Source organism: Enterococcus eurekensis, assembly GCF_042654605.1.
GTDB lineage: Bacteria > Bacillota > Bacilli > Lactobacillales > Enterococcaceae > Enterococcus_I > Enterococcus_I eurekensis.
Genome location: NZ_JBHSGT010000047.1, coordinates 1 through 23,782 on the forward strand (window position 1 = coordinate 1; position 23,782 = coordinate 23,782).

General features: G+C 37.7%; 25 protein-coding genes and 1 tRNA gene. 2 read left to right on the top strand and 24 right to left on the bottom strand.

The features are described 5' to 3' along the window. Positions 1–81: 81 nt before the first annotated feature. From ACFO3L_RS07775 to ACFO3L_RS07850, 16 genes are all read right to left on the bottom strand, one after another. Positions 82–258: a DNA-directed RNA polymerase subunit beta gene (locus ACFO3L_RS07775; RefSeq protein WP_379965583.1), complete on the bottom strand. Its 177-nt coding sequence runs from the start codon at positions 256–258 to the stop codon at positions 82–84. Positions 259–269: 11 nt separating this feature from the next. After that, positions 270–1,571 carry a UDP-N-acetylglucosamine 1-carboxyvinyltransferase gene (gene murA, locus ACFO3L_RS07780; RefSeq protein WP_379965586.1) on the bottom strand — a complete coding sequence of 434 codons (1,302 nt, stop codon included), beginning with the start codon at positions 1,569–1,571 and terminating at the stop codon, positions 270–272. 94 nt (positions 1,572–1,665) lie between these two features. Beyond that, positions 1,666–1,899, bottom strand: a complete 234-nt coding sequence (locus ACFO3L_RS07785) for a DUF1146 family protein (RefSeq protein WP_379965588.1) — start codon at positions 1,897–1,899, stop codon at positions 1,666–1,668. Positions 1,900–2,011: 112 nt separating this feature from the next. Further along, complete coding sequence (locus ACFO3L_RS07790; RefSeq protein WP_379965591.1) at positions 2,012–2,434, bottom strand: F0F1 ATP synthase subunit epsilon; 423 nt, start codon at positions 2,432–2,434, stop codon at positions 2,012–2,014. 13 nt (positions 2,435–2,447) lie between these two features. Continuing rightward, the gene (atpD, locus tag ACFO3L_RS07795; RefSeq protein ID WP_379965594.1) at positions 2,448–3,854 is read right to left on the bottom strand and encodes a F0F1 ATP synthase subunit beta; all 1,407 of its coding nucleotides are present in this window, start codon (positions 3,852–3,854) and stop codon (positions 2,448–2,450) included. 26 nt (positions 3,855–3,880) lie between these two features. Next, positions 3,881–4,792, bottom strand: a complete 912-nt coding sequence (locus tag ACFO3L_RS07800; protein WP_379965597.1) for a F0F1 ATP synthase subunit gamma — start codon at positions 4,790–4,792, stop codon at positions 3,881–3,883. A 15-nt stretch (positions 4,793–4,807) separates the two neighbouring features. Continuing rightward, positions 4,808–6,364, bottom strand: a complete 1,557-nt coding sequence (gene atpA, locus ACFO3L_RS07805; RefSeq protein WP_379965600.1) for a F0F1 ATP synthase subunit alpha — start codon at positions 6,362–6,364, stop codon at positions 4,808–4,810. A gap of 24 nt (positions 6,365–6,388) precedes the next feature. Beyond that, the gene (atpH, locus tag ACFO3L_RS07810) at positions 6,389–6,931 is read right to left on the bottom strand and encodes an ATP synthase F1 subunit delta (RefSeq protein ID WP_379965603.1); all 543 of its coding nucleotides are present in this window, start codon (positions 6,929–6,931) and stop codon (positions 6,389–6,391) included. Then, the gene (atpF, locus tag ACFO3L_RS07815; protein WP_379965606.1) at positions 6,918–7,448 is read right to left on the bottom strand and encodes a F0F1 ATP synthase subunit B; all 531 of its coding nucleotides are present in this window, start codon (positions 7,446–7,448) and stop codon (positions 6,918–6,920) included. The genes atpH and atpF overlap by 14 nt, the downstream gene beginning before the upstream one ends. A 100-nt stretch (positions 7,449–7,548) precedes the next feature. Further along, positions 7,549–7,761 carry an ATP synthase F0 subunit C gene (gene atpE / locus ACFO3L_RS07820; RefSeq protein WP_379965609.1) on the bottom strand — a complete coding sequence of 71 codons (213 nt, stop codon included), beginning with the start codon at positions 7,759–7,761 and terminating at the stop codon, positions 7,549–7,551. A 36-nt stretch (positions 7,762–7,797) separates the two neighbouring features. Further along, positions 7,798–8,517, bottom strand: a complete 720-nt coding sequence (atpB, locus tag ACFO3L_RS07825; RefSeq protein ID WP_379965612.1) for a F0F1 ATP synthase subunit A — start codon at positions 8,515–8,517, stop codon at positions 7,798–7,800. Between the two features lie 259 nt (positions 8,518–8,776). Further along, complete coding sequence (smpB, locus tag ACFO3L_RS07830) at positions 8,777–9,235, bottom strand: SsrA-binding protein SmpB (protein WP_379965615.1); 459 nt, start codon at positions 9,233–9,235, stop codon at positions 8,777–8,779. An 18-nt stretch (positions 9,236–9,253) separates the two neighbouring features. Next, a complete protein-coding gene (gene rnr / locus ACFO3L_RS07835; RefSeq protein WP_379965618.1) occupies positions 9,254–11,605 on the bottom strand; it encodes a ribonuclease R in 2,352 nt (783 codons plus the stop codon). After that, entirely contained in the window at positions 11,602–12,345 is a 744-nt protein-coding gene (locus tag ACFO3L_RS07840; RefSeq protein ID WP_379965621.1) for an alpha/beta hydrolase, read from the bottom strand. The genes rnr and ACFO3L_RS07840 overlap by 4 nt, the downstream gene beginning before the upstream one ends. Before the next feature lie 160 nt (positions 12,346–12,505). Beyond that, positions 12,506–12,745, bottom strand: coding sequence for a preprotein translocase subunit SecG (secG, locus tag ACFO3L_RS07845; RefSeq protein ID WP_379965624.1), 240 nt, complete (start codon positions 12,743–12,745; stop codon positions 12,506–12,508). A 97-nt stretch (positions 12,746–12,842) separates the two neighbouring features. Further along, a complete protein-coding gene (locus tag ACFO3L_RS07850; protein WP_379965627.1) occupies positions 12,843–13,346 on the bottom strand; it encodes a GNAT family N-acetyltransferase in 504 nt (167 codons plus the stop codon). Between the two features lie 105 nt (positions 13,347–13,451). Between ACFO3L_RS07850 and ACFO3L_RS07855 the strand changes: the two genes are divergently transcribed. Beyond that, the gene (locus ACFO3L_RS07855; RefSeq protein WP_379965630.1) at positions 13,452–14,006 is read left to right on the top strand and encodes a sugar O-acetyltransferase; all 555 of its coding nucleotides are present in this window, start codon (positions 13,452–13,454) and stop codon (positions 14,004–14,006) included. A 111-nt stretch (positions 14,007–14,117) separates the two neighbouring features. Here ACFO3L_RS07855 and ACFO3L_RS07860 read toward each other — a convergent pair whose 3' ends face one another. The 7 genes from ACFO3L_RS07860 to rpoN all read right to left on the bottom strand — a co-directional run bounded on the left by ACFO3L_RS07860 (position 14,118) and on the right by rpoN (position 22,460). Beyond that, entirely contained in the window at positions 14,118–14,756 is a 639-nt protein-coding gene (locus ACFO3L_RS07860; RefSeq protein ID WP_379965633.1) for a nitroreductase family protein, read from the bottom strand. 646 nt (positions 14,757–15,402) lie between these two features. Beyond that, positions 15,403–16,704, bottom strand: a complete 1,302-nt coding sequence (gene eno, locus ACFO3L_RS07865) for a phosphopyruvate hydratase (RefSeq protein WP_379965636.1) — start codon at positions 16,702–16,704, stop codon at positions 15,403–15,405. 108 nt (positions 16,705–16,812) lie between these two features. Next, positions 16,813–17,568: a triose-phosphate isomerase gene (gene tpiA, locus ACFO3L_RS07870; RefSeq protein WP_379965639.1), complete on the bottom strand. Its 756-nt coding sequence runs from the start codon at positions 17,566–17,568 to the stop codon at positions 16,813–16,815. Positions 17,569–17,585: 17 nt separating this feature from the next. Further along, positions 17,586–18,776, bottom strand: coding sequence for a phosphoglycerate kinase (locus tag ACFO3L_RS07875; protein WP_379965642.1), 1,191 nt, complete (start codon positions 18,774–18,776; stop codon positions 17,586–17,588). A 96-nt stretch (positions 18,777–18,872) separates the two neighbouring features. Continuing rightward, on the bottom strand, positions 18,873–19,874 hold the full coding sequence (gap, locus tag ACFO3L_RS07880) for a type I glyceraldehyde-3-phosphate dehydrogenase (RefSeq protein ID WP_379965645.1): 1,002 nt from the start codon (positions 19,872–19,874) through the stop codon (positions 18,873–18,875). A gap of 40 nt (positions 19,875–19,914) precedes the next feature. Further along, on the bottom strand, positions 19,915–20,952 hold the full coding sequence (locus ACFO3L_RS07885) for a sugar-binding transcriptional regulator (RefSeq protein WP_379965648.1): 1,038 nt from the start codon (positions 20,950–20,952) through the stop codon (positions 19,915–19,917). Positions 20,953–21,140: 188 nt separating this feature from the next. Further along, complete coding sequence (gene rpoN, locus ACFO3L_RS07890; protein ID WP_379965651.1) at positions 21,141–22,460, bottom strand: RNA polymerase factor sigma-54; 1,320 nt, start codon at positions 22,458–22,460, stop codon at positions 21,141–21,143. Positions 22,461–22,511: 51 nt separating this feature from the next. Between rpoN and ACFO3L_RS07895 the strand changes: the two genes are divergently transcribed. Further along, a tRNA-Arg gene (locus tag ACFO3L_RS07895) sits at positions 22,512–22,583 on the top strand. Positions 22,584–22,673: 90 nt separating this feature from the next. On the opposite strand, the gene ACFO3L_RS07900 is transcribed toward ACFO3L_RS07895, so the two are convergent. Then, on the bottom strand, positions 22,674–23,699 hold the full coding sequence (locus tag ACFO3L_RS07900; RefSeq protein ID WP_379965654.1) for a Gfo/Idh/MocA family oxidoreductase: 1,026 nt from the start codon (positions 23,697–23,699) through the stop codon (positions 22,674–22,676). Between the last annotated feature and the right edge of the window lie 83 nt (positions 23,700–23,782).

A 23,782-nucleotide genomic window follows, 5' to 3' on the forward strand; every position in this document is an offset into this window, starting at 1 on the left:
AAAAGGAAGAAAATCGAAAAAAGATTTTCTTCCTTTTAATTTATTCAAGAGACTTTTGGGTCAGCCTCCTTTTACATGTTCTTATTTAATAAAGCGTGATAATTGCTCCCAAATATCAATTTTAAAAATATCTGTCGGAGAACCATCTCCAATAACGCCATAACCAATCATTAAACCGATGATGAGTAATAGAATCGCGATGAGTATCACCGCTAATATTTTAAAAACTGTGTAAATAATGTAGTGTGATGTTTTCATCTGATCCTTCCTTATCCGATAACTGGTTGAAGTTCTTTTGCTTTAGACGGTTCGCTTGAAACGCGTTCAACATTTGCGCCTAATTTTTGTAATTTTTCATGGAACTTATAATAGCCACGATCTAAATAATGTAAATTCCGAACACGAGTTACACCAGTCGCACGCAATCCGATTAAAATTAATGCTGCTGCTGCACGTAAATCAGTCGCATGAACAACTGTACCTTGAACAGCATCATTTCCTTCAATAATCGCGATATTTCCTTCAATCTTAACATTGACATTCATTCGTCGCATTTCCTCTAAATGTTGGAAACGATTCTCAAAGACTGTTTCATTTACCATGTTAACACCTTGAGCTAATGCTTGAATCGCTGTTACTTGCGCTTGCATATCCGTTGGAAATCCAGGATGAGGAAGTGTTTTGATATCTGTTGGTTTGATTACTTTAGGCCCAATCACACGAATACCAGTTGGTTCCTCAGTAATCTCCGCACCCATTTCAATTAATTTTGAAATCAGTGGTCGATTGTGTTCCATAATACCTTCTTCTATCAAAACATTGCCTTGCGTCATCGCTGCGGCAACCATAAATGTTCCTGCTTCGATACGATCTTGGACAATACTGTGGTTCACACCTACTAATTGTTCCACCCCTTCAATACGCATCGTTTCAGTTCCAGCACCATGAATTTTTGCGCCCATTTTATTTAGAACGTTCGCTAAATCAACAATTTCCGGTTCGCGCGCCACGTTATCAATCACAGTGATGCCCTTTGCTTTTACAGCTGCCATCATAATATTTTGTGTTGCACCTACACTTGGAAAATCGAGGTATATATTATTGCCAATTAATTCATCAGCAATCGCCTCAATGTAACCATCCTTTTGAATGATTTTTGCACCCAGCGCTTGAAAACCTTTTAAATGTAAATCAATTGGTCTTTTACCAATCGCACAACCACCTGGCATAGCGACTTTAGCGTGACCATTACGAGCCAACAAAGGCCCCATAACAACAATTGATGCGCGCATCTCACTTACATATTCATAAGGTGCTTCAATTTCTAACGGCTTTTCAGCATTTATTGTTACGGTATTAGTTTCTTGTTCAAATTGTACATCGGCATTTAAGTAGTGAATCACTTGGTTCATTGTAATGACATCAGATAAAATTGGAACATTTGTTAAAACGGTTGTTCCTTCTTCTGCTAATAGAGTTGCTGCTAAAATTGGTAATACTGCATTTTTTGCCCCTTCAATTTTAACTGAACCTTGTAATTGATTACCACTTTGAACGATAATCTCTTCCATCTTGTTCCCTCCAAATAGAAACGATAACTACATTTCTTAAAAATCTTTTTCATTATACCACATTTGCAATTAGAATGTGAAACATTGGTTTAGTCTAGAAACCCACAATAAATAAATTTTTACCAAGTACCATTAACTCTAAAAAGAATGTACTAGATAAATAACCCATTCCAATTGAAAGTAATGCGATTACCATTCGGATTTGCGTTGTATTTTGTGGTTTAAATAACATTTCCAATCGTAAAGATTTTAATGACCAAAATGCAAGATAGATAAAAATAAAATGAGTAGCGATACGAATAATCACATCGATGCCATAAACTTGCATGTAAAATCCCCTCTCTAATGCTTTTGCTTTTTCTATCATACCACAATTTTAAATACAGGTAAAAAAGCAAACAAGAGGACGCAACCTTCGTCACATCCCCTTTGCTTAATTATTATATATGTTTCGAAACTTTGATTCGGTTAATTGCGCGATGTAAGGCAACCGTTGCTCGACGTAATTCATCAACATCCGAATGCGCTTTTGCTTCAGCAATCATTTTTTCTGCACGACGTTTTGCACGCTCCGCTCGGGGAACGTCAATGTCTCTTTCTCGTTCCGCACTATCGGCAATAATCGTCACCACATCATCACGAACTTCAAAGACACCACCATTAACTGCAATCCAATCGACATGTTCTTTTGAATCAATCCGATTGATCCGAACTTCATCGATCATCAAAGGCGCAATTATTGGTGCGTGACGAGGTAAAATTCCTAAATCACCATCTGGCGTTCTGGCAACAACCATCGTGGCATGATGTTCATAGACAATCCCTTGTGGTGTAATCACATGAACTTCTAATGTTTTAGTCATTGGGCACCTCTTTCTAGTAACCTAATTTTTTAGCCTTTTCAACGACATCTTCAATTGGGCCAACATTTCGAAAGGCATCTTCAGGTAAATGATCATAAGTCCCTGCTAAAATTTCTTTAAAGCCACGAATCGTTTCTTTAACTGGAACGTAAGAACCTGGTTGCCCAGTAAATTGCTCGGCCACGTTAAAGTTTTGTGATAAAAAGAATTGGATTCTACGTGCTCGTGAAACCACAACTTTTTCTTGATCAGACAATTCATCCATTCCTAAAATTGCAATAATATCTTGTAACTCACGATAGCGTTGCAAGGTTCTTTGAACTTCTGTTGCGACTTGATAGTGCTCCTCACCAACGATTTCCGGGGCTAAGGCACTTGACGAAGATGCCAGTGGATCAACCGCAGGATAAATCCCTTGCTCAGTCAATTTACGCTCTAAGTTAGTTGTCGCATCCAAGTGGGCGAAAGCTGTTGCTGGTGCCGGATCGGTATAGTCATCGGCTGGTACATAGATCGCTTGGATTGATGTAATCGAACCTTTTTTGGTTGAAGTAATTCGTTCTTGTAATTGTCCCATTTCTGTGGCTAATGTCGGTTGATAACCAACCGCAGATGGCATCCGACCTAGTAAAGCCGAAACTTCTGAACCGGCTTGAGTAAAGCGGAAAATATTGTCGATAAATAATAGCACATCTTGACCTTCTTCATCACGGAAATACTCAGCAATCGTTAATCCTGTTAGCGCCACACGCATCCGTGCACCTGGTGGCTCATTCATTTGACCAAAGACCATCGCTGTCTTTTCAATAACACCAGAATCTTTCATTTCAAAATAAAGGTCATTTCCTTCCCGCGTCCGTTCGCCGACACCTGTGAAAACAGAAATTCCACCATGTTCTTGAGCAATGTTATGAATAAGCTCTTGAATTAAAACGGTCTTACCTACACCCGCTCCACCAAAGAGCCCAACTTTCCCGCCTTTTAAGTAGGGTGCTAATAAATCAATTACTTTAATCCCTGTTTCAAGTATTTCCGTACTTGTACTTAAATCTTCAAATTTCGGGGCATTTTTATGAATCCCTTCACGTTTGGCATCTTCAGGAAATTTCTCGTTTAAATCAATCGTCTCCCCTAAAACGTTAAAAACACGACCAAGGGTTTCCTTACCAACAGGAACGGAAATTGATTGCCCTGTATTAACGACTTCCATTCCACGTTGCAAACCGTCAGTTGACTGCATGGCAATCGTACGGACCACGCCATCACCTAGTTCTAGCGTAGTTTCTAATACAATTTTAGATTTTTGTCCGTTACTTTTATAAACAATTAAAGCATCATTTATATCTGGTAAGGATTCGTCTAATGAGAATTCCACGTCAACAACGGGACCTACGACTTGTAAAATCTTGCCTGAACTCATTCATTTTCCTCCATTCATCAATGAAATTACTCGAGGGCAGCTGCGCCTCCAACAATTTCGGTAATCTCTTGAGTAATCGCACTTTGACGCGCTCGATTATACGAGATTGTTAAATCATCTATGATTGTTTTCGCATTATCTGTCGCTGTTTTCATTGCCGTCATCCCTGCCGCATGTTCAGCGGTTTTGGCATCAACAATGGCACCATAGATTAAACTTTCGGCATACTGTGGTAACAATTGCTTCAAAATCACTTCTTTTGACGGCTCAAATATATATTCTTGTTCGTATTCAACGGCTTCATCATGGTTAATATCCGTAATCGGTAGCATACGCTCCACACGGAATTGACTAGTCAATGAATTGACATGATGGTTGTAACAAACGTACAATTCATCAAAAACTTCATTTTGAAACATTGATGTCGTCAATGAGACAATTTTACGGACTTCTTCAAAACTCGGTTGGTCTGATAGGTGTCGTAATTCATACGCTACATTAATCCCTCTTGTTTTAAAGAAATCAGCACCAGTACCACCAATCGCTAACATTACGTATTCATCTGGGGATTGATGGTCTTCTTCTAAAATAGTCATGATTTGTTTTAAAATCGCACTATTGTAGCCTCCAACTAAGCCACCATCAGACGTAATAACGATATACGCAGTCCTTTTAACTGGACGATGAATCAACATACTTTTATAATTAATTTCACCCGCATCTGGTTCACTCAATGTTTTTAAAATATCGTCTGGCAAACTAGCCGAAACATGGGTGACCAATTCGCGAACTTTTGTCGCATAAATCTGAAAGCTATTTGCATTGGCTTCTGATTTTGTTAATTTCGAAGCAGAAACCATTTGCATTGCTCGAGTAATTTGACTCGTTTTTTTTGTCGAAACAATTCGTTGCTTAATTTCGTTAAGTGATGCCCCCATTAACGTTCACCTCTTTTACGCATTTTCTAAGGCAGCTAGTTTAGCTTGTGTTGAACCTGCATCCTCACCTGTTGCTAAAAATAAATCAATATAAGCTTTAATACTGTTATCTAAAAGTTTTTCTGACGGTAAATCTTTTGTTGTACGAATCGTCTCAAAAATTTGGTTATTTGTCGTTTCAATATAATCAAATAAACCTGCTTCAAACTCTAATAAACGATTAACTGGAACCGTATCTAAGAAGCCATGTGTTAAAGCATATAAAATGACAACTTGTTTTTCAACAGCTAATGGTGAATGCAGCTTTTGAATTAAAATTTCAACTGTTCGACGACCACGGTTTAATTTCGCTTGTGTCGCAGTATCTAAATCTGAACCAAATTGCGTAAAGGCTTCTAATTCACGATAGCTTGCTAGATCAAGGCGTAATGTTCCAGCAACTTTTTTCATTGCTTTAATCTGAGCAGATCCTCCTACCCGTGAAACCGATAGTCCAGCTGCCACAGCTGGTCTAACTCCAGAATAAAATAAATCGCCCTCTAAGAAAATTTGCCCATCGGTAATTGAAATAACGTTTGTTGGGATATAAGCAGAAATATCTCCGGCTTGTGTCTCAACAAATGGTAGGGCCGTAATTGAACCGCCACCAAGTTCTTCACTGAGCTTTGCTGCACGCTCTAATAAACGCGAATGTAGATAGAAAACATCCCCTGGATAAGCTTCACGACCTGGTGGACGACGAAGTAATAAGGACAACTCACGGTAAGCAACCGCTTGTTTTGATAAATCATCAAAGACAATTAACACATGTTTTCCTTGATACATAAATTCTTCGGCCATTGCCATTCCTGCATATGGTGCAATATAAAGCAGTGGTGCTGGTTGTGAAGCTCCCGCTGCAACCACAATAGTGTAATCTAATGCGCCGTATTCCCGCAATGTTTCAACTTGTGTTCTTACAGTTGAATCTTTTTGGCCAATCGCCACATAAATACAAACCACATCTTGACCTTTTTGGTTAATAATCGTATCAATCGCAATTGCTGTTTTTCCTGTCTTGCGGTCACCAATGACTAATTCACGTTGACCACGACCAATTGGTACTAAAGCATCAATGGCTTTTAAACCGGTTTGCATGGGTTCTGAAACGGATTGACGTTGCATAACACCTGGCGCTTCAGCCTCAATTGGACGAAATCTATCCGTTACAATCTCACCTAACCCATCAATCGCTTGACCTAAAGGATCAACTACGCGACCAATTAAAGCATTACCAACCGGTACTTCCATGATTTTACCTGTTCGCTTGACTTGATCGCCTTCACGAATCGTTTCAAAATCGCCTAAAACGATAATCCCAACATCATTGGCTTCCAAGTTTTGTGCCATACCAAAAGCGCCATTTGAAAATTCAAGTAATTCGCCACTCATTGCATTTTCTAAACCGTGAGCACGAGCAATTCCGTCACCAACATAGGTCAATGTACCTGTTTCTTCTATTGAAACGGTATTTTGATAATTTTTAATTTGCTCTTTAATTAGAGCGCTAATTTTTTCTGATTTAATAGACATCCGCTTCACCTCTTCTACTCTGTCTTAGCGACTCAATTCTTTTTTAAGATTGTTTAATTGTGTTCTTAGACTACCATCTAACCTTTGATGACCCACTTCAACAACTACGCCACCTAAAATTGTCGGATCAATCTTTTCCTTTAATTGAATCACCTTACAATGAAATTGAGTTTTTAGCTTTTGAACGAGTTGGTCTCTTTGAGTTTCCGTTAAAGGAATCACTGTCGTAACTTGTGCTTGAACAATGCCTTTAGCCGCATTAAAGCGTTTTTCAAATTCTTCTAAAATAACAATTAATTCTGGCATACGATGATTCTCACCAATTACTGCTAGGGCTCTTTTTGAAATTGTTAGATAATCTTCTGTCAATTCATCTAGGATAACTTTTTTCGCTGACCACTCGACACCTGCCTGATTGAGAAATGACACCAATTCTGGAATCTTATTCAATTGTTCTCGTAAGTCTTGTACATCATGAAAAACGGCATCCAGCGCTTGTTCTTCTTCCGCCAATTCAAACAAAGCTTTGCCGTATCGTTTTGCAACTTGATAGCTATTTTGGCTCATTGTCCGAACCTAAACCTTCAATGTATTGATCAATTAAAGCCGTTTGATTGTCCATCGATAAGTCATTATTTAAGATTTTTTCTGCGACTTGGAGTGAAAGATTTACTACTTCAGCTTTGGCTTCTGCTAGAGCTTTTTCGCGTTCATAAGCCAATAATTCTTCTGCTTTGGCTTTCATTCGCGCAACTTCCTCTTTCGTCTCAGATAAAACTGTTTGGCGGTTTGACTCTCCAATTTCTTTGGCTTCTTGAATAATTTCCATTGCTTCATTCTGTGATGCCGCTAAGCGTTCTTTGATTTCAACTTCATGAGCATTTGCACGAATACGTGATTGTTCTGCGGAATCTAAATCATTGCTAATGCGTTCTTCACGCTGCTTGAAAATATCAGTTATTTGTCCCCAAGCAAAGTGTTTAATTAACAATAATAACAAGATAAACGAACCAGTCACAACAAACACGCTACTAATTAACGTTGGGTGCCCACCAGCATTTAATAAAAATAAGTGATTTAGCATTTGCTAGACACTCCTATTCTCTATTGTGTTTTCTTTTTTTATGATTCAAAAAAAGCAGAAGGATTGTTGAAAGTAATCACTTCTGCTTTGTCTCTTGTTATTAGTTTAAAACAAGAAGTAAGGCAACTACAACCCCTAGAATAGGCACAGCTTCGATAAAAGCCATCCCGATAATCATTGTTGAACGTAACTCTCCAGCCATTTCCGGTTGACGAGCCATTGATTCCAATGTTTTAGATACTACTTTTGAGTTCCCGTATGCTGCACCTAGTGCTGATCCGATAATTGCTAATCCTGCTGCGATAAAATTCATAATTTTTTCCTCCTAGTATAATTGTTTAAGAAATTTTTAATGCTCTGGTGCGATTTTATGACTTAAGAACACCATCGTCAATGTAACAAAGACGTATGCTTGAATGCCTCCAATAAATAGGGAGAAACCAATCCAAACCATTTCTAAAGGTATAGCTAGTGGTATGGCAATCCACCCTAAAGCACCGACCATCGAAACGATTAATCCTAAAAGAACTTCCCCTGCAAAAATATTTCCGTAAAGACGTAAGCCTAAACTAATCACATTCGTAAATTCTTCTAACAACTTTATCGGTAAAATGAAACTAACTGGTCTTAAATAAGAGTTCAGTAAGTAATCTTTAAACCCTTGTTGCTGGATACCCATATAATGGGTAAAGGTAATCACCATCATCGCTAATCCTAATGTAACAATCGGATCCGCCGTTGGACTCTTCCATAAGCTTATTCCGTCGGCTGTCACCAACTTGGTAACTAACCCAATCTCATTTGAAATGAGAATAAATAAAAATAAGGTAAAACCTAATAAATGATAATTATTCACTTCTCTACTTGGCAGCTGGCTACTTAATATCCCTCTAACAAAATCAATAATATATTCGATAAAGTTTTGTTTGCCCTTAGGTTTCAACTGTAAATTTCTTGTGCAGAAAAAGACAACTGAAAAAATAATAATACACGTAAGTAGGGTCATCAGAATAAGGGTACCATCAAACCAAATAGGTCCTATTTGAAACAGGAGTGAACGTTCTTCCAAAATTCTTCACCTCTTTCTAAAAATCCCAACGACTACAAAAAGTTTGTTCGTTTTTTCTCATACAATAATGACAACTCGTATCATAGCACTTACTAGAGAAAATTTCAAAACTTTTCAGTAAAATTTCGAGCTCTATCCATTTAAATTTTTAATTGTAAATCAACATGTGCATTATTTTATTAATAGTAAAATAAAATTCGCTTGCTAGAATAAAAATAACATAGAAATTTTCTTGAAAAAAGTTCTTAAAAGCTTGTTGTTATCGATTTTTTAATACCCGTTGAATTTGTCGCTCTTGATCTTTACGTTTTAATGATTCCCGCTTATCATAATCTTTCTTTCCTTTTGCGAGACCAATTAGAACTTTCGCAAAGCCGTCTTTTAAATAGACTCGCAACGGGACAATGGTCATTCCTGCGTTTTTTGCTTCCGTTTCCCATTTGTGAATTTGTTTTTTATGTAATAGAAGTTTTCTCGTACGTAAAGGGTCATGATTAAAAATATTTCCTTGTTCATAAGGACTAATGTGGACATTCGATAAAAAAGCTTCACCATTACGAATTCGAATAAAGCCATCTTTTAAATTAATTCGACTATTACGAATCGATTTGATTTCTGTTCCTTGTAATACAATTCCCGCTTCTAGTGTATCAACAATAATATAATCATGACTAGCCTTGCGGTTTTGTGCAACGACATTTCCTTTGCCTTTTGGCATCTATAATCCCTCCTAGCCTCATTTCTTTCTATCGGTTTTTTTCCGATTCTTTTTAACGGCAGAAATATAAAATGGTTTTTTCTTGCCTTTTTTCTTGCTTTTTGTGTCTTTTTTTCCTTTTGCTTCATTCATCCGAACTGTTTCGCGTTCGTTTCGGCGAGAATTTGTTTTTTTCGATTGACGATCTTTCATAACAATTGGCGCTACTGGTTCTGCATCCAGTAGTTCAAAATCAATTTCCCGTGTTTCTGGATCTGATTTCGTGACTTTGATTCGAACTTTTTGTCCTATTTTAAAAGTTATTCCTGTACGTTCACCAACTAAAGCTAAGTGGTTTTCAAAATAATGGAAATAATCTTGTTTTAAGGTACTCATATGAATAAGACCTTCGATTGTATTCGGCAATTCAACAAAGAAGCCAAATTTTAGTACCGAACTAATGACCCCTTCAAATTCTTCACCCACATGGTCCGCCATAAATTCGGCTTTCTTCAAAGCGTCAACTTCACGTTCTGTCGTAACAGCTCGACGTTCCATTTGTGAACTATGAAAAGCAATCTCAGGAATTTCTTCCGCCCAATAGGCTTGATTTTCGTCAGATGAATTATTTTGATATGAACGGATTAAACGATGGACAATTAAGTCTGGATAACGACGAATCGGTGAGGTAAAGTGCGTATAGTACTCGGCAGCTAAACCGTAATGTCCATAGTTATCTTCTAAATATTTTGCTTGCTGCATACTTCTTAAGAGCATCGTATTTAACACAAGTGATTCTGCTCGACCCGAAACTTCTTCTACAATCGATTGGAGTGTCTTTGGATTAACTGATCCTTTGGTATTTTTTACGACAATACCTAAAATTGAGGCAAAATCGATAAAACGACGCATTTTTTCTTCTTTGGGTTCCTCATGAATTCGATAAATAAACGGAAATTTCTTTTGATTGAAGTGTTTTGCGACTGTTTCATTGGCAGCTAGCATAAATGATTCAATTAAACGTTCCCCCACTCCACGCTCACGAAAGACAATTTCCAACGGGTGCCCTTCTTCATCAACCACAATTTTAGCTTCGTTATCTTCAAACGAAACTGCACCACGGCGTTTACGCATCGCTTCTAATAAATGATGCAACTCTGCCATTGTTTGAAACATTGGGACCAATGTTTCATATTTGACAAGTGTCTCTGGTTTTTCTTCTTCTAAAATTTCATTGACCGCCGTATATGTCATACGCTGGGTTGTTTGGATAATACTTTCAAAAATATCATACTTCACAACGGTTCCATTTGCATCGATTTCCATTTCACAACTCATTGCTAAACGGGGCACGTTTGGATTCAACGAACAAATCCCATTTGATAAACGTTGCGGAATCATCGGAATAACACGGTCAGTCAAATAAACACTTGTACCACGTTCAAACGCTTCTTGATCTAAAGCACTATCTTGGGTCACATAATAAGAAACATCGGCAATATGAACACCTAAGAAATAATTACCATTGGCTAAACGTTTGACCGTCACTGCATCATCCAAATCTTTTGCATCTTCCCCATCAATCGTGACGATTTCTTGACCAATTAAATTGCGACGATTCGGAAAATCAGCAGGATCGACCGTATCTGGCACCTCATTGGCTTGCGCTAAAACTTCGTCTGAAAACTTCGTTGGAATGCCATTTGCAATCACGATTGACAAAATATCCATTCCCGGTTCATCTTTATAACCAATGACTTGTTTCACTAGACCTTCAAAAGTCATACCATATTCTGCTTCAGGATAATGGGTGATTTCAACAATTACTATACTGCCATCCATCGGGCGAACACCTTCATCTGCCACTAAAACTCGGAAACCACTCAATTTTTTATCTTTAGGAATCACAACTCCGTATAACTGGGTTTCACGAATCTCTTCATCACTAAATAAACTAAATTCCCCAACAATTTGTGTTGTTTGGCGTTGACGAATTTCAATAACCTTGCCTTCTGCGCCTTTTTCTTTAAACGGGTCAGCTGGATGCGTAATATCAATCGCTACCGTGTCCCCATCTAAAGCAAATAAAGTCTGTTCTTTTGGAATATAGACATCATCTTCTTCTGGATCAATCGTTACAAAGCCAAAGCCACGCTCATTACGACGGAAGGTACCTTCTAATAAAATTTGTTTTTGCGGCAATTTAATTTTGCCTTTTTTGGTAAAAATCACACTTTTTTCTTGTTCCATTGTGCCAATAGTTTTGACTAACGTCTTAAAGTCAGTTCCAGCTTGTAAGCCTAAACCTTCAGCGATTTCTTCTAAAGAAAAGCTTTTTTTACTGCTCGTCTCCATGAAATCAATAACTTTTGATTTTATTGTTTCTTTCATTTGTTTTCCTCATTCCAAGAGAGTCCTTCAGTAAAATCGAGCACATCTCTTTCTAATTCTTTGCGGCTGACGCCTACCGTAATCACATGACCACTTTCTGGGTACCACTGTAAAGTCACTCGCGTTTGTTTAAGTAACTGAGCCGCTTCAAATACAACTTGTGGATCAATCAACGCGTCTTTTCCGGCTTGTGCCAAGAACACTGGTTGCGTAATTGTTGGTAATTTCTGAGTAAGCTCCTCCGTAAAACGACCGATAGCCTCAATTTGTGCTACTGAGTTCGTTGAAATTTGTTGTTCCGTTTCATCATTCCAACTTTCTTTTAAAACATGTTTTGCGTAAATCATAAAGTTTTTATGAATCGTACTTTCTCGTTTCACAAGCGGAGAACAAAACGCCCCGCCACCAATAACTGCCGAATCATTTATCGCTAAAATACGAGTCGCATAAACGCCACCCATTGATAAACCAAAAACAGCAATTTCTTTATAACCTTTTTCTTTTAAAAATGCTAAAGCTGCCTGTGCATCTTGCCACCACTGTTCAGGTGTTTGTTCTAAAATATTCGCCGGATTTTGCGTTCCATGTCCTGAGAATAATGGCGCATAGACCGTATATTGATTTTTTTCTAAATGACGAGCCAACATTCTGACGTCGTTGAAACTTCCTGTATAAGCGTGTAGTAATAAAACTGCTCGTGGTCCTTTTTCAAAGAAAAGGCTTTCTGGTAATTGTTGCATTCATTCTTCACCTCATAAACTATTCTAACATACAAGAAGTTGAAATGCGCTTGCGAGCTAGTTTTGTCGACAAAAAAAGAACTCAGTTTTAGATTTATCGCTACCAATGTCAAAGGAATCTTTCACATTCACCGCTTACCCAATTCTAAGTTCTTCATTTTTAATTAGTTGATGATAATAACACAAGTACAAAAAGTAAAACCATCCAGAGCGCTCCTAAGACAGCTGTTGTTCTTTGCATCACGGCTTCAAATCCACGCGCTTTTTGTTTACCAAAAAGTTGGTCCGCACCGCCACTAAATGCACTTGCGGCACTATTTTGTTTACTTGGTTGCAACATGATTGTGATAATCAAAATAATTGAAATAACAATAACCGCACCTAAAATAAAATTATACATGTAAAAAACCTCCTTTGACCATAGAATCCACTAATCATACTTTAGCACAAGTTTGATTCTTTGACTACCAAAAATCATGCTTTCAATCGAAAAAAACTTAGACTTCTCTAGTCAAGATTAACGTCTGATAGTCTTCATTTTCTAAGGAACTTCGCGATTTTTGTTTCATTTTTTCAATAAAACCCATTTTATAGTAAAACGGCAGCCCCATTTGATTGTTCTCTGCCACACTAACCGTTTGAGTTCCAATCCCTTCCGTTTTCTTTTGCATCATTGTAAAGTGATTTAATAACTGACTTCCATACCCTTTTCTTTTTTCAGTCGGATCAAGATATAGAACATAGACACTCCCAACACCTTCTGCCTCAATGCCGCCAGCAATACAACCAACAATCTTATCTTCGACCTCATAAACATAGTAACCAGACCAATCTTTTGAAAAATGGGTCACTTCATCGATTAACCGCGTAGGATTATAAAACTCCTCAATCACTCGCTCAATATAGGCTGTTGTATACAACTTTTGATACGTCTGACGCCAAGCCTCGGTTAATATTTTCTCCAAAACCGGAACGTCTTCTTTGGCTGCTTTTCGAAACATAACCCCACCCCTTTTTATTGTTTTCATTATAACACGGAAATCGTTGACAGTATTCTTTTGTTTCGCTAGTCTATTAATAAGAAAGAGAGTCGAAAGGGGTTCCTCATGAAAACTGAAAAAGAAAAAAGCTTCGATGGCGAATGGTATGATCCAAACGGCGATGCTGAATTAATTACTGAACGTGAACTTGCGATGGATTTATGTCACCAAATCAATTTACTACCAATGAATAGTCCTGAACGTGAACCGTTACTTGCCAAGCTTTTTTCAAATAAAAAGCCAAATGCTATTATTATGAATCCTATTTGGGCTGACTATGGCCTTTATTCCACAATTGGTGAAGGTTCATTTATTAATCGCAATGCTTATCTGATGGATGGTGGTAATATCACAATCGGTAACCATTGCTTTATCGGCCCAAACTGTGGCATGTATACGGCCAATCACGCTTTTGATCCGATTGAACGTCGGACAGGTTTAGAAGTCACACTTCCTATTTTAATTGAAGATGATGTTTGGTTTGGCGGCGATGTCAAGATTACACCTGGCGTTACCACTGGTAAAGGTAGTATTATCGGAGCGAAAAGTGTCTCGTTAATAAAGATATCCCAGCCAATGTCATCGCAGTCGGTAACCCGTGTCGCGTCTTACGTGTTCTGACTAAAGCAGATAAGCTTTCTGTAAAAAAATCATTGATAACCACCGGTTGAAAAATAAACATCCCCCCGTATCGTTCTTAATTTTCGAACAATACGGGGGTATTTAATTTCCTTATTTAAAATCTGTAATTTTATCGGCTGATAAACGCACAGACGTATAACCAACTTCTTTGGCTTTACCAATCGAAAGAATCATAACCGGTACATAGCGTTCTTTATCCAATCCAAAAGCCTCTGCCAACAAATCTTCTTCGAATCCGCCAATCGGGTTGGTTTCATAACCATGGGCGCGGGCAACTAACATCAGTTGCATTGCGACTAAACTCGCATCAATTTTTACGACATCATTCATCTTTTCTCTAGATAAATTATTGTAAAGTGGAATAATTGAAGAAAGTTGCTTATCCCTGACATCTGGAGGCATTTTTCCTTCCTCTACTGCCTGATTGTAAATTTCTTCTGCTAATTCTTGACATTGTAGATCGCCAAAAATTAAAATCATAGCCGATGAAGTATCATTTTGTCGCGTATTAAAAAGAACGAACGGCTTTAACTTAGCTTTTTGCTCTTCACTTTCTACTACAACAAAACGCCAAGGTTGTAAATTGACCGATGAAGGAGCAGTAGTTGCTTCTTGAATCATTTCAAGCATTTCTTCCTTTGTAATTTTATACGTTTCATCATATTGACGAACCGATTTTCTACCAAATGTTATCTCTGAAAAATTATTAGTTACAAATGTATTTGACATATACTCCCTCTTTCACTCTACTAGCTTCTTTAATCGTTTTTCTACTATATTACATACTCAACACTCAACGGAAACCTATTTTTGAATTCAAATAACTTTATCATTTAGCAATTAAACAAATCATCATTGAGAGTTAGTCTTCCATAGATAATCAAAATAGATAAATCAATCATAAGCGATTTTTTATACTTTTTAAAGAGTTTTACAGGATTTCTTTTAGACAAAAGCGAACAGTTCTTTTATAAAAGTAAAAAATATTTCGTGATAAAACGACAAACAGCAATATTTACTATTGAATTAATCATTTATAAATCGAGTAGAAGGGAGTGATTTAACTCCCGACCTCTCACACCGCCGTGCATACAGTCATTCGGTACAGGGCGGTTCAATTAAGATAATTGACGCAAAGTTTTATAACGATTTTCCAGACTTTTGAGACCTCGTTGATTCCCATAGGAGTTGTCGAGACTTCTTTGTAATATTGGACTTCTATCTACTGTCACCACGAACACCCTTTTTTTTGGCTATGTGGTTACCGCTAATTGGTCACACTCAGGACTTTCACCCGTTAGGTTTCGCCCAGCATGGGCGAACAAAAAAAACACTCCCTAGCAAGCTAGAGAGTGTTTTCTGTCAATGACAGTGATTATTTATTTTTTAAGTTGTAGAAAGCGTCTAAACCTTTGTAGACTGCTACTTCACCTAATTGGTCTTCAATACGTAATAATTGGTTGTATTTAGCAATACGATCAGTACGTGATAAAGAACCAGTTTTGATTTGACCAGCATTTGTTGCAACAGCGATGTCTGCGATTGTAGAATCTTCAGTTTCGCCTGAACGGTGAGAAACAACTGCAGTGTAGCCAGCTTCTTTCGCCATTTCGATTGCTTCAAATGTTTCAGTTAAAGTACCGATTTGGTTAACTTTAATTAAGATTGAGTTTGAAATATCATTTTTGATTCCACGAGCTAAAATTTCAGTGTTTGTAACGAATAAATCGTCACCTACTAATTGAACTTTGTCGCCTAAACGTTCAGTAAGTAATTTCCATCCATCCCAGTCGTTTTCATCCATACCATCTTCAATAGAAAGGATTGGGTATTTGTTTACTAATTCTTCTAAGTAATCAACTTGCTCAGCTGCAGTGCGTTTAGCTCCGCCTTCGCCTTCGAATTTAGCGTAGTTGTAAATACCGTCTTCGTAGAATTCAGATGATGCACAGTCAAAACCTAAGTAAACATCTTTACCTGGTTCTAAACCAGCTGCTTTGATTGCTTCCATGATTGTTTCAACACCGTCTTCAGTACCTTCAAAACGAGGAGCGAATCCACCTTCGTCACCAACAGATGTTTCTAATCCACGAGATTTCAAGATTTTTGCTAACGCGTGGAATACTTCAGCACCCCAACGTAAAGCTTCTTTAAATGTTGACGCACCAACTGGTAAAATCATGAATTCTTGGAAAGCGATTGGAGCATCTGAGTGAGATCCACCGTTGATGATATTCATCATTGGCGTAGGTAATACTTTAGTATTGAATCCGCCTAAGTAGTGGTATAAAGGTACTTCTAAGTAGTCCGCAGCTGCACGAGCAACAGCAATTGAAACACCTAAGATTGCGTTTGCACCTAATTTGCCTTTATTTGGAGTTCCATCTAATTCAATCATAGCTTTATCGATAGCCATTTGATCGCGAACATCGTATCCTACGATTGCTTCTGCAATTGTTGTATTTACGTTCTCAACAGCTTTTTCTACACCTTTACCTAAGTAACGGTCTTTAACGCCATCACGTAATTCAACAGCTTCGTGTTCCCCTGTTGAAGCTCCTGAAGGAACCATTCCGCGACCAAACGCACCTGATTCTGTATAAACTTCTACTTCGATTGTTGGGTTTCCACGTGAGTCTAAGACTTCGCGAGCGTAAATATCAGTAATAATTGACATGTTATGTCTCTCCTTTAAAATTGTTTTATCTTAAAGCCAATTGCTTGACCTTTTGATTAGTTTTATTGTAATGAATTTTCGTGTTTTCTGCAAATAAAAATCGAATTTTTATTTAACAGCGTCTAATAATGCTAAGAAAGAAGCCGCTTCTAAACTTGCGCCACCAACTAATGCACCATCGACGTTTTCTTTTGCCATGTACTCAGCAATGTTTTCTGGTTTCACAGAACCGCCGTATTGAATTCGAACTGCTTGTGCTACTGTTTGACCATAAAGTTTTTCAACTGTTTGGCGAACAACGCCACAAATTTCATCGGCAATTGTTGCATCCGCAGATTTACCAGTACCGATTGCCCAGATTGGTTCGTAAGCGATAACCAAGTTAGAAACTTGTCCATCTGTTAGGCCTTCTAAACCAGCTGTAATTTGAGATTCAATCCATTCTGCTGTTTTACCGTCTTCGTAAGTTTCTAAAGACTCACCACAACAAAGAATTGGAATCATACCATTAGCAAAAATTGCTTTTGCTTTTTTATTAATGTCTGCATCTGTTTCGTGGAAGTATTCACGACGCTCAGAGTGACCAATAATAACATATTGAACGCCTAAATCAGCAATAGCCGCTGGTGAATTTTCACCAGTAAAAGCACCAGTGTTTTCCCAGTAAGCATTTTGAGCAGCAACTTTAACGTCTGTGCCTTTTAATTCTTCAGCTAATGAAGCTAAGAATAACGCTGGAGATCCGATTACTGAATCAACAACATCGTTTGATGGAACTGCACCTTTAACTGCCTTAGCAAAATCAACTGCTTCTGCTAATGTTTTATTCATTTTCCAGTTTCCTGCAATAATAGGTTTACGCATAGAATTTGACACTCCTTTTATTTATCGTTGATTGCAGCTAAGCCAGGTAATGTTTTACCTTCTAATAACTCTAAGCTTGCGCCGCCACCTGTTGAAATGTGTGAGAATTTATCAGCAAAACCTAATTGTTCTGCTGCAGCTGCTGAATCGCCACCGCCGATGATTGTTGTTGCATCTGTTAAATTAGCAATTGCTTCACACACGCCAATTGTTCCATTTGCAAAGTTTGAAAACTCAAACACACCCATTGGGCCATTCCAGATAACTGTTTTCGCATCTTGTAAGATACCACTGAACAATTTAACTGTTTCAGGACCGATATCTAGTGCCATTAAACCATCAGGGATATTGCCTGAGATAACTTCTCTTGGCGTATCATTTGAAAATTCTGAAGTTGCAATAACATCGACTCCTAGAACAATTTTATCCCCAGCTTCTTCTAATAATTCTTTTGCCAATTCAACTTTATCAAGTTCAACCAATGAATTACCAATTGTCATGCCTTTAGCTGTGTAGAATGTATACGTCATTCCGCCACCGATTAAGATTTTATCTGCAACTGGAATTAAATTTTTAATCACACCAATTTTATCGGAAACTTTTGCCCCGCCTAAAATTGCCACCATTGGACGTTTTGGCTCTGCAATCGCATCACCGATAAATTGGATTTCTTTTTCCATTAAGAATCCAGCAACTGTTGGAATACCAGTTGAAGCAATTCCTACATTTGAAGCATGTGCACGGTGAGCTGTACCAAAAGCATCATTAACAAATATGTCACCCAATGATGCCCAATATTTACCTAGTTCTGGATCATTTTTACTTTCCTTCTTCCCGTCAATGTCTTCGAAACGAGTGTTTTCAACGACAACAACTTCGCCATCTTTTAAGTTAGCAACCGCAACTTCTAATGCTTCGCCACGAGTTTCAGGAACGAAAGTAACTTCTTTTCCTAATAATTCACCTAAACGTTTTGCAACTGGTGCTAAAGATTTGCCTGCTTTATCTTCTTCTGTTTTCACACGACCTAAGTGAGAAAATAAAATCGCTTTTCCACCATTATCTAAAACATACTTGATTGTTGGTAAAGCAGCTTTGATACGAGTATCATCTGTAATAACGCCATCTTTCAAAGGTACGTTAAAATCAACGCGTACTAAGACTTTTTTGTCTTTTAAATCAATATCTTTGACTGTTTTCTTTGCCATTGGTGATTGCCTCCTAGATAAGTAAAATTCATTAAAAAAGCGAGGAAGCGCGCTGCTTCCCCGCTTAATATTATTTATTCGATTCGATCGAGAATCTTATAAATTAGCGAAGTACTCTAAAGTACGAACTAATTGAGCTGTATAAGACATTTCGTTATCGTACCAAGCAACAGTTTTAACTAACTGTTTGTCGCCTACTGTCATTACACGAGTTTGAGTTGCATCGAATAATGAACCGTTAGTGATACCAACGATATCAGAAGAAACGATTTCATCTTCAGTGTAGCCATATGACTCATTAGAAGCTGCTTTCATCGCTGCATTGATTTCATCTGCAGTAACAGTTTTATCTAGAACTGTTACTAATTCAGTTAATGAACCAGTTGCAACAGGAACACGTTGAGCTGATCCGTCTAATTTACCGTTTAACTCAGGGATTACTAAACCGATTGCTTTAGCTGCACCTGTTGAGTTAGGGACGATGTTTGCCGCTGCTGCACGAGCACGACGGAAGTCACCTTTAGGGTGTGGTCCATCTAAAGTCATTTGGTCACCAGTGTATGCATGGATTGTTGTCATTAAGCCTTCAACGATTCCGAATTGGTCGTTTAATACTTTAGCCATTGGAGCTAAACAGTTAGTTGTACATGAAGCACCTGAGATAACTGTTTCTTTACCAGTTAAGATGTCATGGTTAACGTTGTAAACGATTGTTGGAACATCGGCTCCACCTGGAGCTGAGATAACGACACGTTTCGCACCAGCTGTTAAGTGTTTTTCAGCTGCTGTTTTAGATGTAAAGAATCCAGTACATTCTAAAACGATATCTACACCTAATTCGCCCCATGGTAATTCTTCAGGGTTGCGGTTAGCTAAAACTTTTACTTCTTTACCATTTACGTTGAAAGATCCTTCGTGAACTTCAACAGTTCCATCGAAACGGCCTTGTGTTGTATCATATTTTAATAAATGAGCCAACATTTTTGCATCGGTCAAGTCGTTGATTGCAACTACCTCAATACCTGCTACATTTTGGATACGACGGAAAGCTAAGCGTCCGATACGTCCAAATCCATTAATACCTACTTTAATTGTCATTTAAGATTTCCTCCTTATGAAAATCATAAAAATTTTATTTTTAAAGGGTGACCCCTTTTAAAATCGCATTTGCTGCGGCTTCATCTGTAATCAGCCACGTTTGTTTTGGTGCGTTCTTCATGTATGCGTGAATGGCCTTTGCTTTGCTTCTTCCACCTGCAACAGCAAATACATAAGGGATATTCAAAATATCCTTTAAATCTAAACCGATGCGTGGAATTCGATAAACAACTTCACCATTCTCATTAAAAAAATAACCAAAGGATTCTGCTACAGCATTTTTTTGCTTAAGCATGACTAAGTCTTCTTCTGTCATTTTTCGACGAGCTGCCATATGAATGGCCCTTCCAATACTATGAATAACACAATTCGCTTCACTAATCAAGTTGAGTACTTCTAAGATCGAAGGTTCTTGTAAAAGTGAATCATACGTTGTCGAACTTAACTGTTCGGGTACATAGAGTGAGCGATAATCACCTCTTGATTGCATCGCCATCATGGCACTAACTGAGTTGGCCTGAACCTTAACCGATTCGCCAATTCCGCCTCTGGCAGGGACAAACAAATTATGTCGATGACTCGTTTCAAGATTGGAGACTTTCTCAGCAACCTTGGCCATTGTTGTCCCACCCATCACCGCAATAACGTTGCGGCCATTTGGTAGTTGTTGATTTAAGCTGTCCCATAATAGGTAACCTAATTCATCAATGACTTTTTCTTGCTGATCGCTATTTCCTGGTGTAATTAAACAACGACTGATACCAAAGTGATTGGCTAAGGCTCGTTCTAAACGATCCATTCCAAACAACTGATCGGTTAAATGTCCTAATTGATGATAAATACGTTCACCTTTCGTTGTTAACTTCATACCACTTTTAGAAGTATCAATGAGTTCTAACTTTTTTAACAAATCTGTTTCTGTTCGCAAGATGCGCTCGGTAGTATCCAGTGTATCAGCTAAGACGCGACGCCCAACCGGCTGCATCCAATAAATATTTTGTAAAATCCGATACCGTTCTTGAACCGTTTGAAAAATATCCGGTGCTATCGATTCAATTATTTTAAGTTCATCAAGCATATAACCCCTCCTTGGACTGTTTTAGTCCCATATAGACCTAACACGACCCAGATAGAGTAAAAAAAAGATTTCTGTGAATTTTTGTTATCCCTCACACCCATGATTCTAGCATAATGTAATTATTTTGGCAACTAATAATACAAAAAAGAGTGAATGAACAAAAATAAATTTCTTGTTCATTCACTCACTTACTCATAACGCTTGCGCTTTGAAGAGCCTAGAATTCCCAACTGTTCTCGGTACTTAGCGACTGTTCTACGAGACAATTCAATCCCTTGTTCTTTTAACAAATCGACAATCTTTTGGTCGGATAACGGCTTTTGTTTATTCTCTTGATCAACGATTTTTTTCAAACGTTGTTTAACATCATCCGTTGAACTTTCTTCGCCAGCTTTTGAAACAAGTTTGTGACTAAAGAAGGTTTTTAATTCAAAAACACCAAAATCAACGGCTAAATATTTACCATTAACCGCACGACTAACGGTTGATTCATGAACATCTAGACTTTCAGCGACTTCTTTTAAGATTAATGGTTTAATTGGTCGTTCTTTATTTAAGAAAAATTCTCTCTGGTGGTTAACGATAAATTGTCCCACTCGATAAATCGTGTCTCCCCGTTGAATAATCATTTTTTGAAGCGTCTGGAAGTTTTGTTGTTTTTCTTTTAAATATGCCGCAACTTCTGGGTCACCACTTTGTTTCATCTGCTCAAAATAAGCTTGCTGGAAAATCACTTTAGGCACGCTTCTTTTATTTGAGAAGAGTTCAATTTGCTCGCCATCAACTTTAAGCGTTAGATCCGGTACGATGTATAAATCTTTAGTATCTCCAAAAACCGCTCCTGGTGTTGGCGTTAAATGTTGTAAATAATCAAAGACAACTTGAACTTCTTGTAAAAGGATACCAAAATGTTTGGCAATGACCTCCCATTTTCGATTGACTAATTCTTCAAAAAACTCTTCTAAAATGATATAAGCCAAATTTGGAGCACTATCATCGCGTTCCGTTTGCAACATGAGCGCTTCTTGTAAATCACGAGCACCCACACCAGCCGGATCTAATTGTTGTAGCAAGACTAAAGCATCAAGCATTTGAATCGCAGTACTGCCTGTTTGCTCCACTGCTTCTTCTAACGAAATCGTTAAAAAACCATTTAAATCAATATACTCGACTAAAAATAAGACGAGTTTTCTTAAATAGGTATCACGATAATTTAAATGAACCTGCTCGATTAGTGATTCAAATAGTGAGAGACTGCTATCTGGAATTTGAGAAAAATAATCATTTTCCATTCCCGGACCACTGGCTGTAGAATGATTACTCACTGGATAATCATATTCTTCGACACCCAATAGCGGGTTTTCCAGCGCTTCATTTTCAATGAAAGCATGTAATTCTTCACTTGAAAACTGTAAAACTTGAATCGATTGTTGCAATTGCTGCGTCATTGCCAGTTTTTGTGTTTGATTTTGTTTTTGACTATGGGATAATTGCTGTTGAAATTTCATTTAAATTCCCCTTGTAATTATTCTGAAAGTTTGATAATCTGATATGGTGTTGCACCTTTAGTGTAGTGGATATCACGTAAGATTCCGGTTCTTAAGACAGGGGTTCGATTCCCTTAAGGTGCGTTAAATTTACTTACTACAGTATACGTTAAGTCACAAAGAATGGCAAAACCTTCTGATGGATATTCATCCTCAAAAGGTTTTGCCATTTTTTTATTTGATATTTTGATTCATCTGTGCGATACCTTCATTCAGAATCTCAATTTGTGTGATTGTTTGTTCTTTTGTTACCAATTGTGGTGCTCCGTGTTTAATCGTTTGATATAAAGCTTCATAGAAACGACTATAATCACCAATTTCAGAAACAACTTTTTCTTCATGATAACGCCCTGCGTCATCCATGTATGTTAAGACACCATAATGCTCCGGTAAATCAACGCCAAAATCAGAGTTGGTTGGCATATGGAATAATTTTAAATGTTCTTCTTGACGGTCTTTGGTCTGTTTAACAAAGCAACCTTTTGTACCGTAAACAACAAAACTTGGTCGTTCTTTAATTCTAAAATAACTAGACTTCACTGAAATTTTTAGTCCATCTTGATAAAATAAATCCAAATCGAAATAGTCGTTCAAACGATTCTCGCCTAATAATTGACGAACATCATAAGTTGTATTTAACGGCTTACCGAAATAAGATAAGACTTGATCTAATGTATGACAAGCATGTGAATAGAAGAAACCATCAAGTTTTGAAAAATGATGCGTATTCAAAGGGACTTCTGGTCGGAAATAATCAAAATGCATTTCCACCTCTAAAATATCACCTAAGACACCACTTTCAATCACCTTTTGAACTGTTAAAAAATCAGAATCAAAGCGACGATTTTGATAACATTGTAGCATTAGGTTCGATTCTTCTGCCAAAGTAAAAAGCTCGAGTGCTTCTTCTGTCGTTTCGCAAAATGGTTTTTCCACTAAAACATTTTTCCCATTCAATAACGCTTCTTTAGCAAATTGATAATGGCTCGTTGGTGGTGTTGAAATTACGACAAGTTCAATTTCTTCGTCTGTCCAAATTGAATCGGTGTCCGAAACATATTCCACATCCTTTAATTTATCCCAAGTAGGTTCACTTCTAGCATAAATTTTTTTAATTTGAATGTTTTCAACTTTTTGAGCAAACGGTGCATGGTAGCGATTGGTACTTTTCCCATTCCCAATATAAGCAATACTTAACATGTAATCTCCTCCATCTTTATTAACTAGCCGAGAACACTCGCGACTTTAGTCGTGTAGATGAATCGGCTTCGGTTGAGGCACAG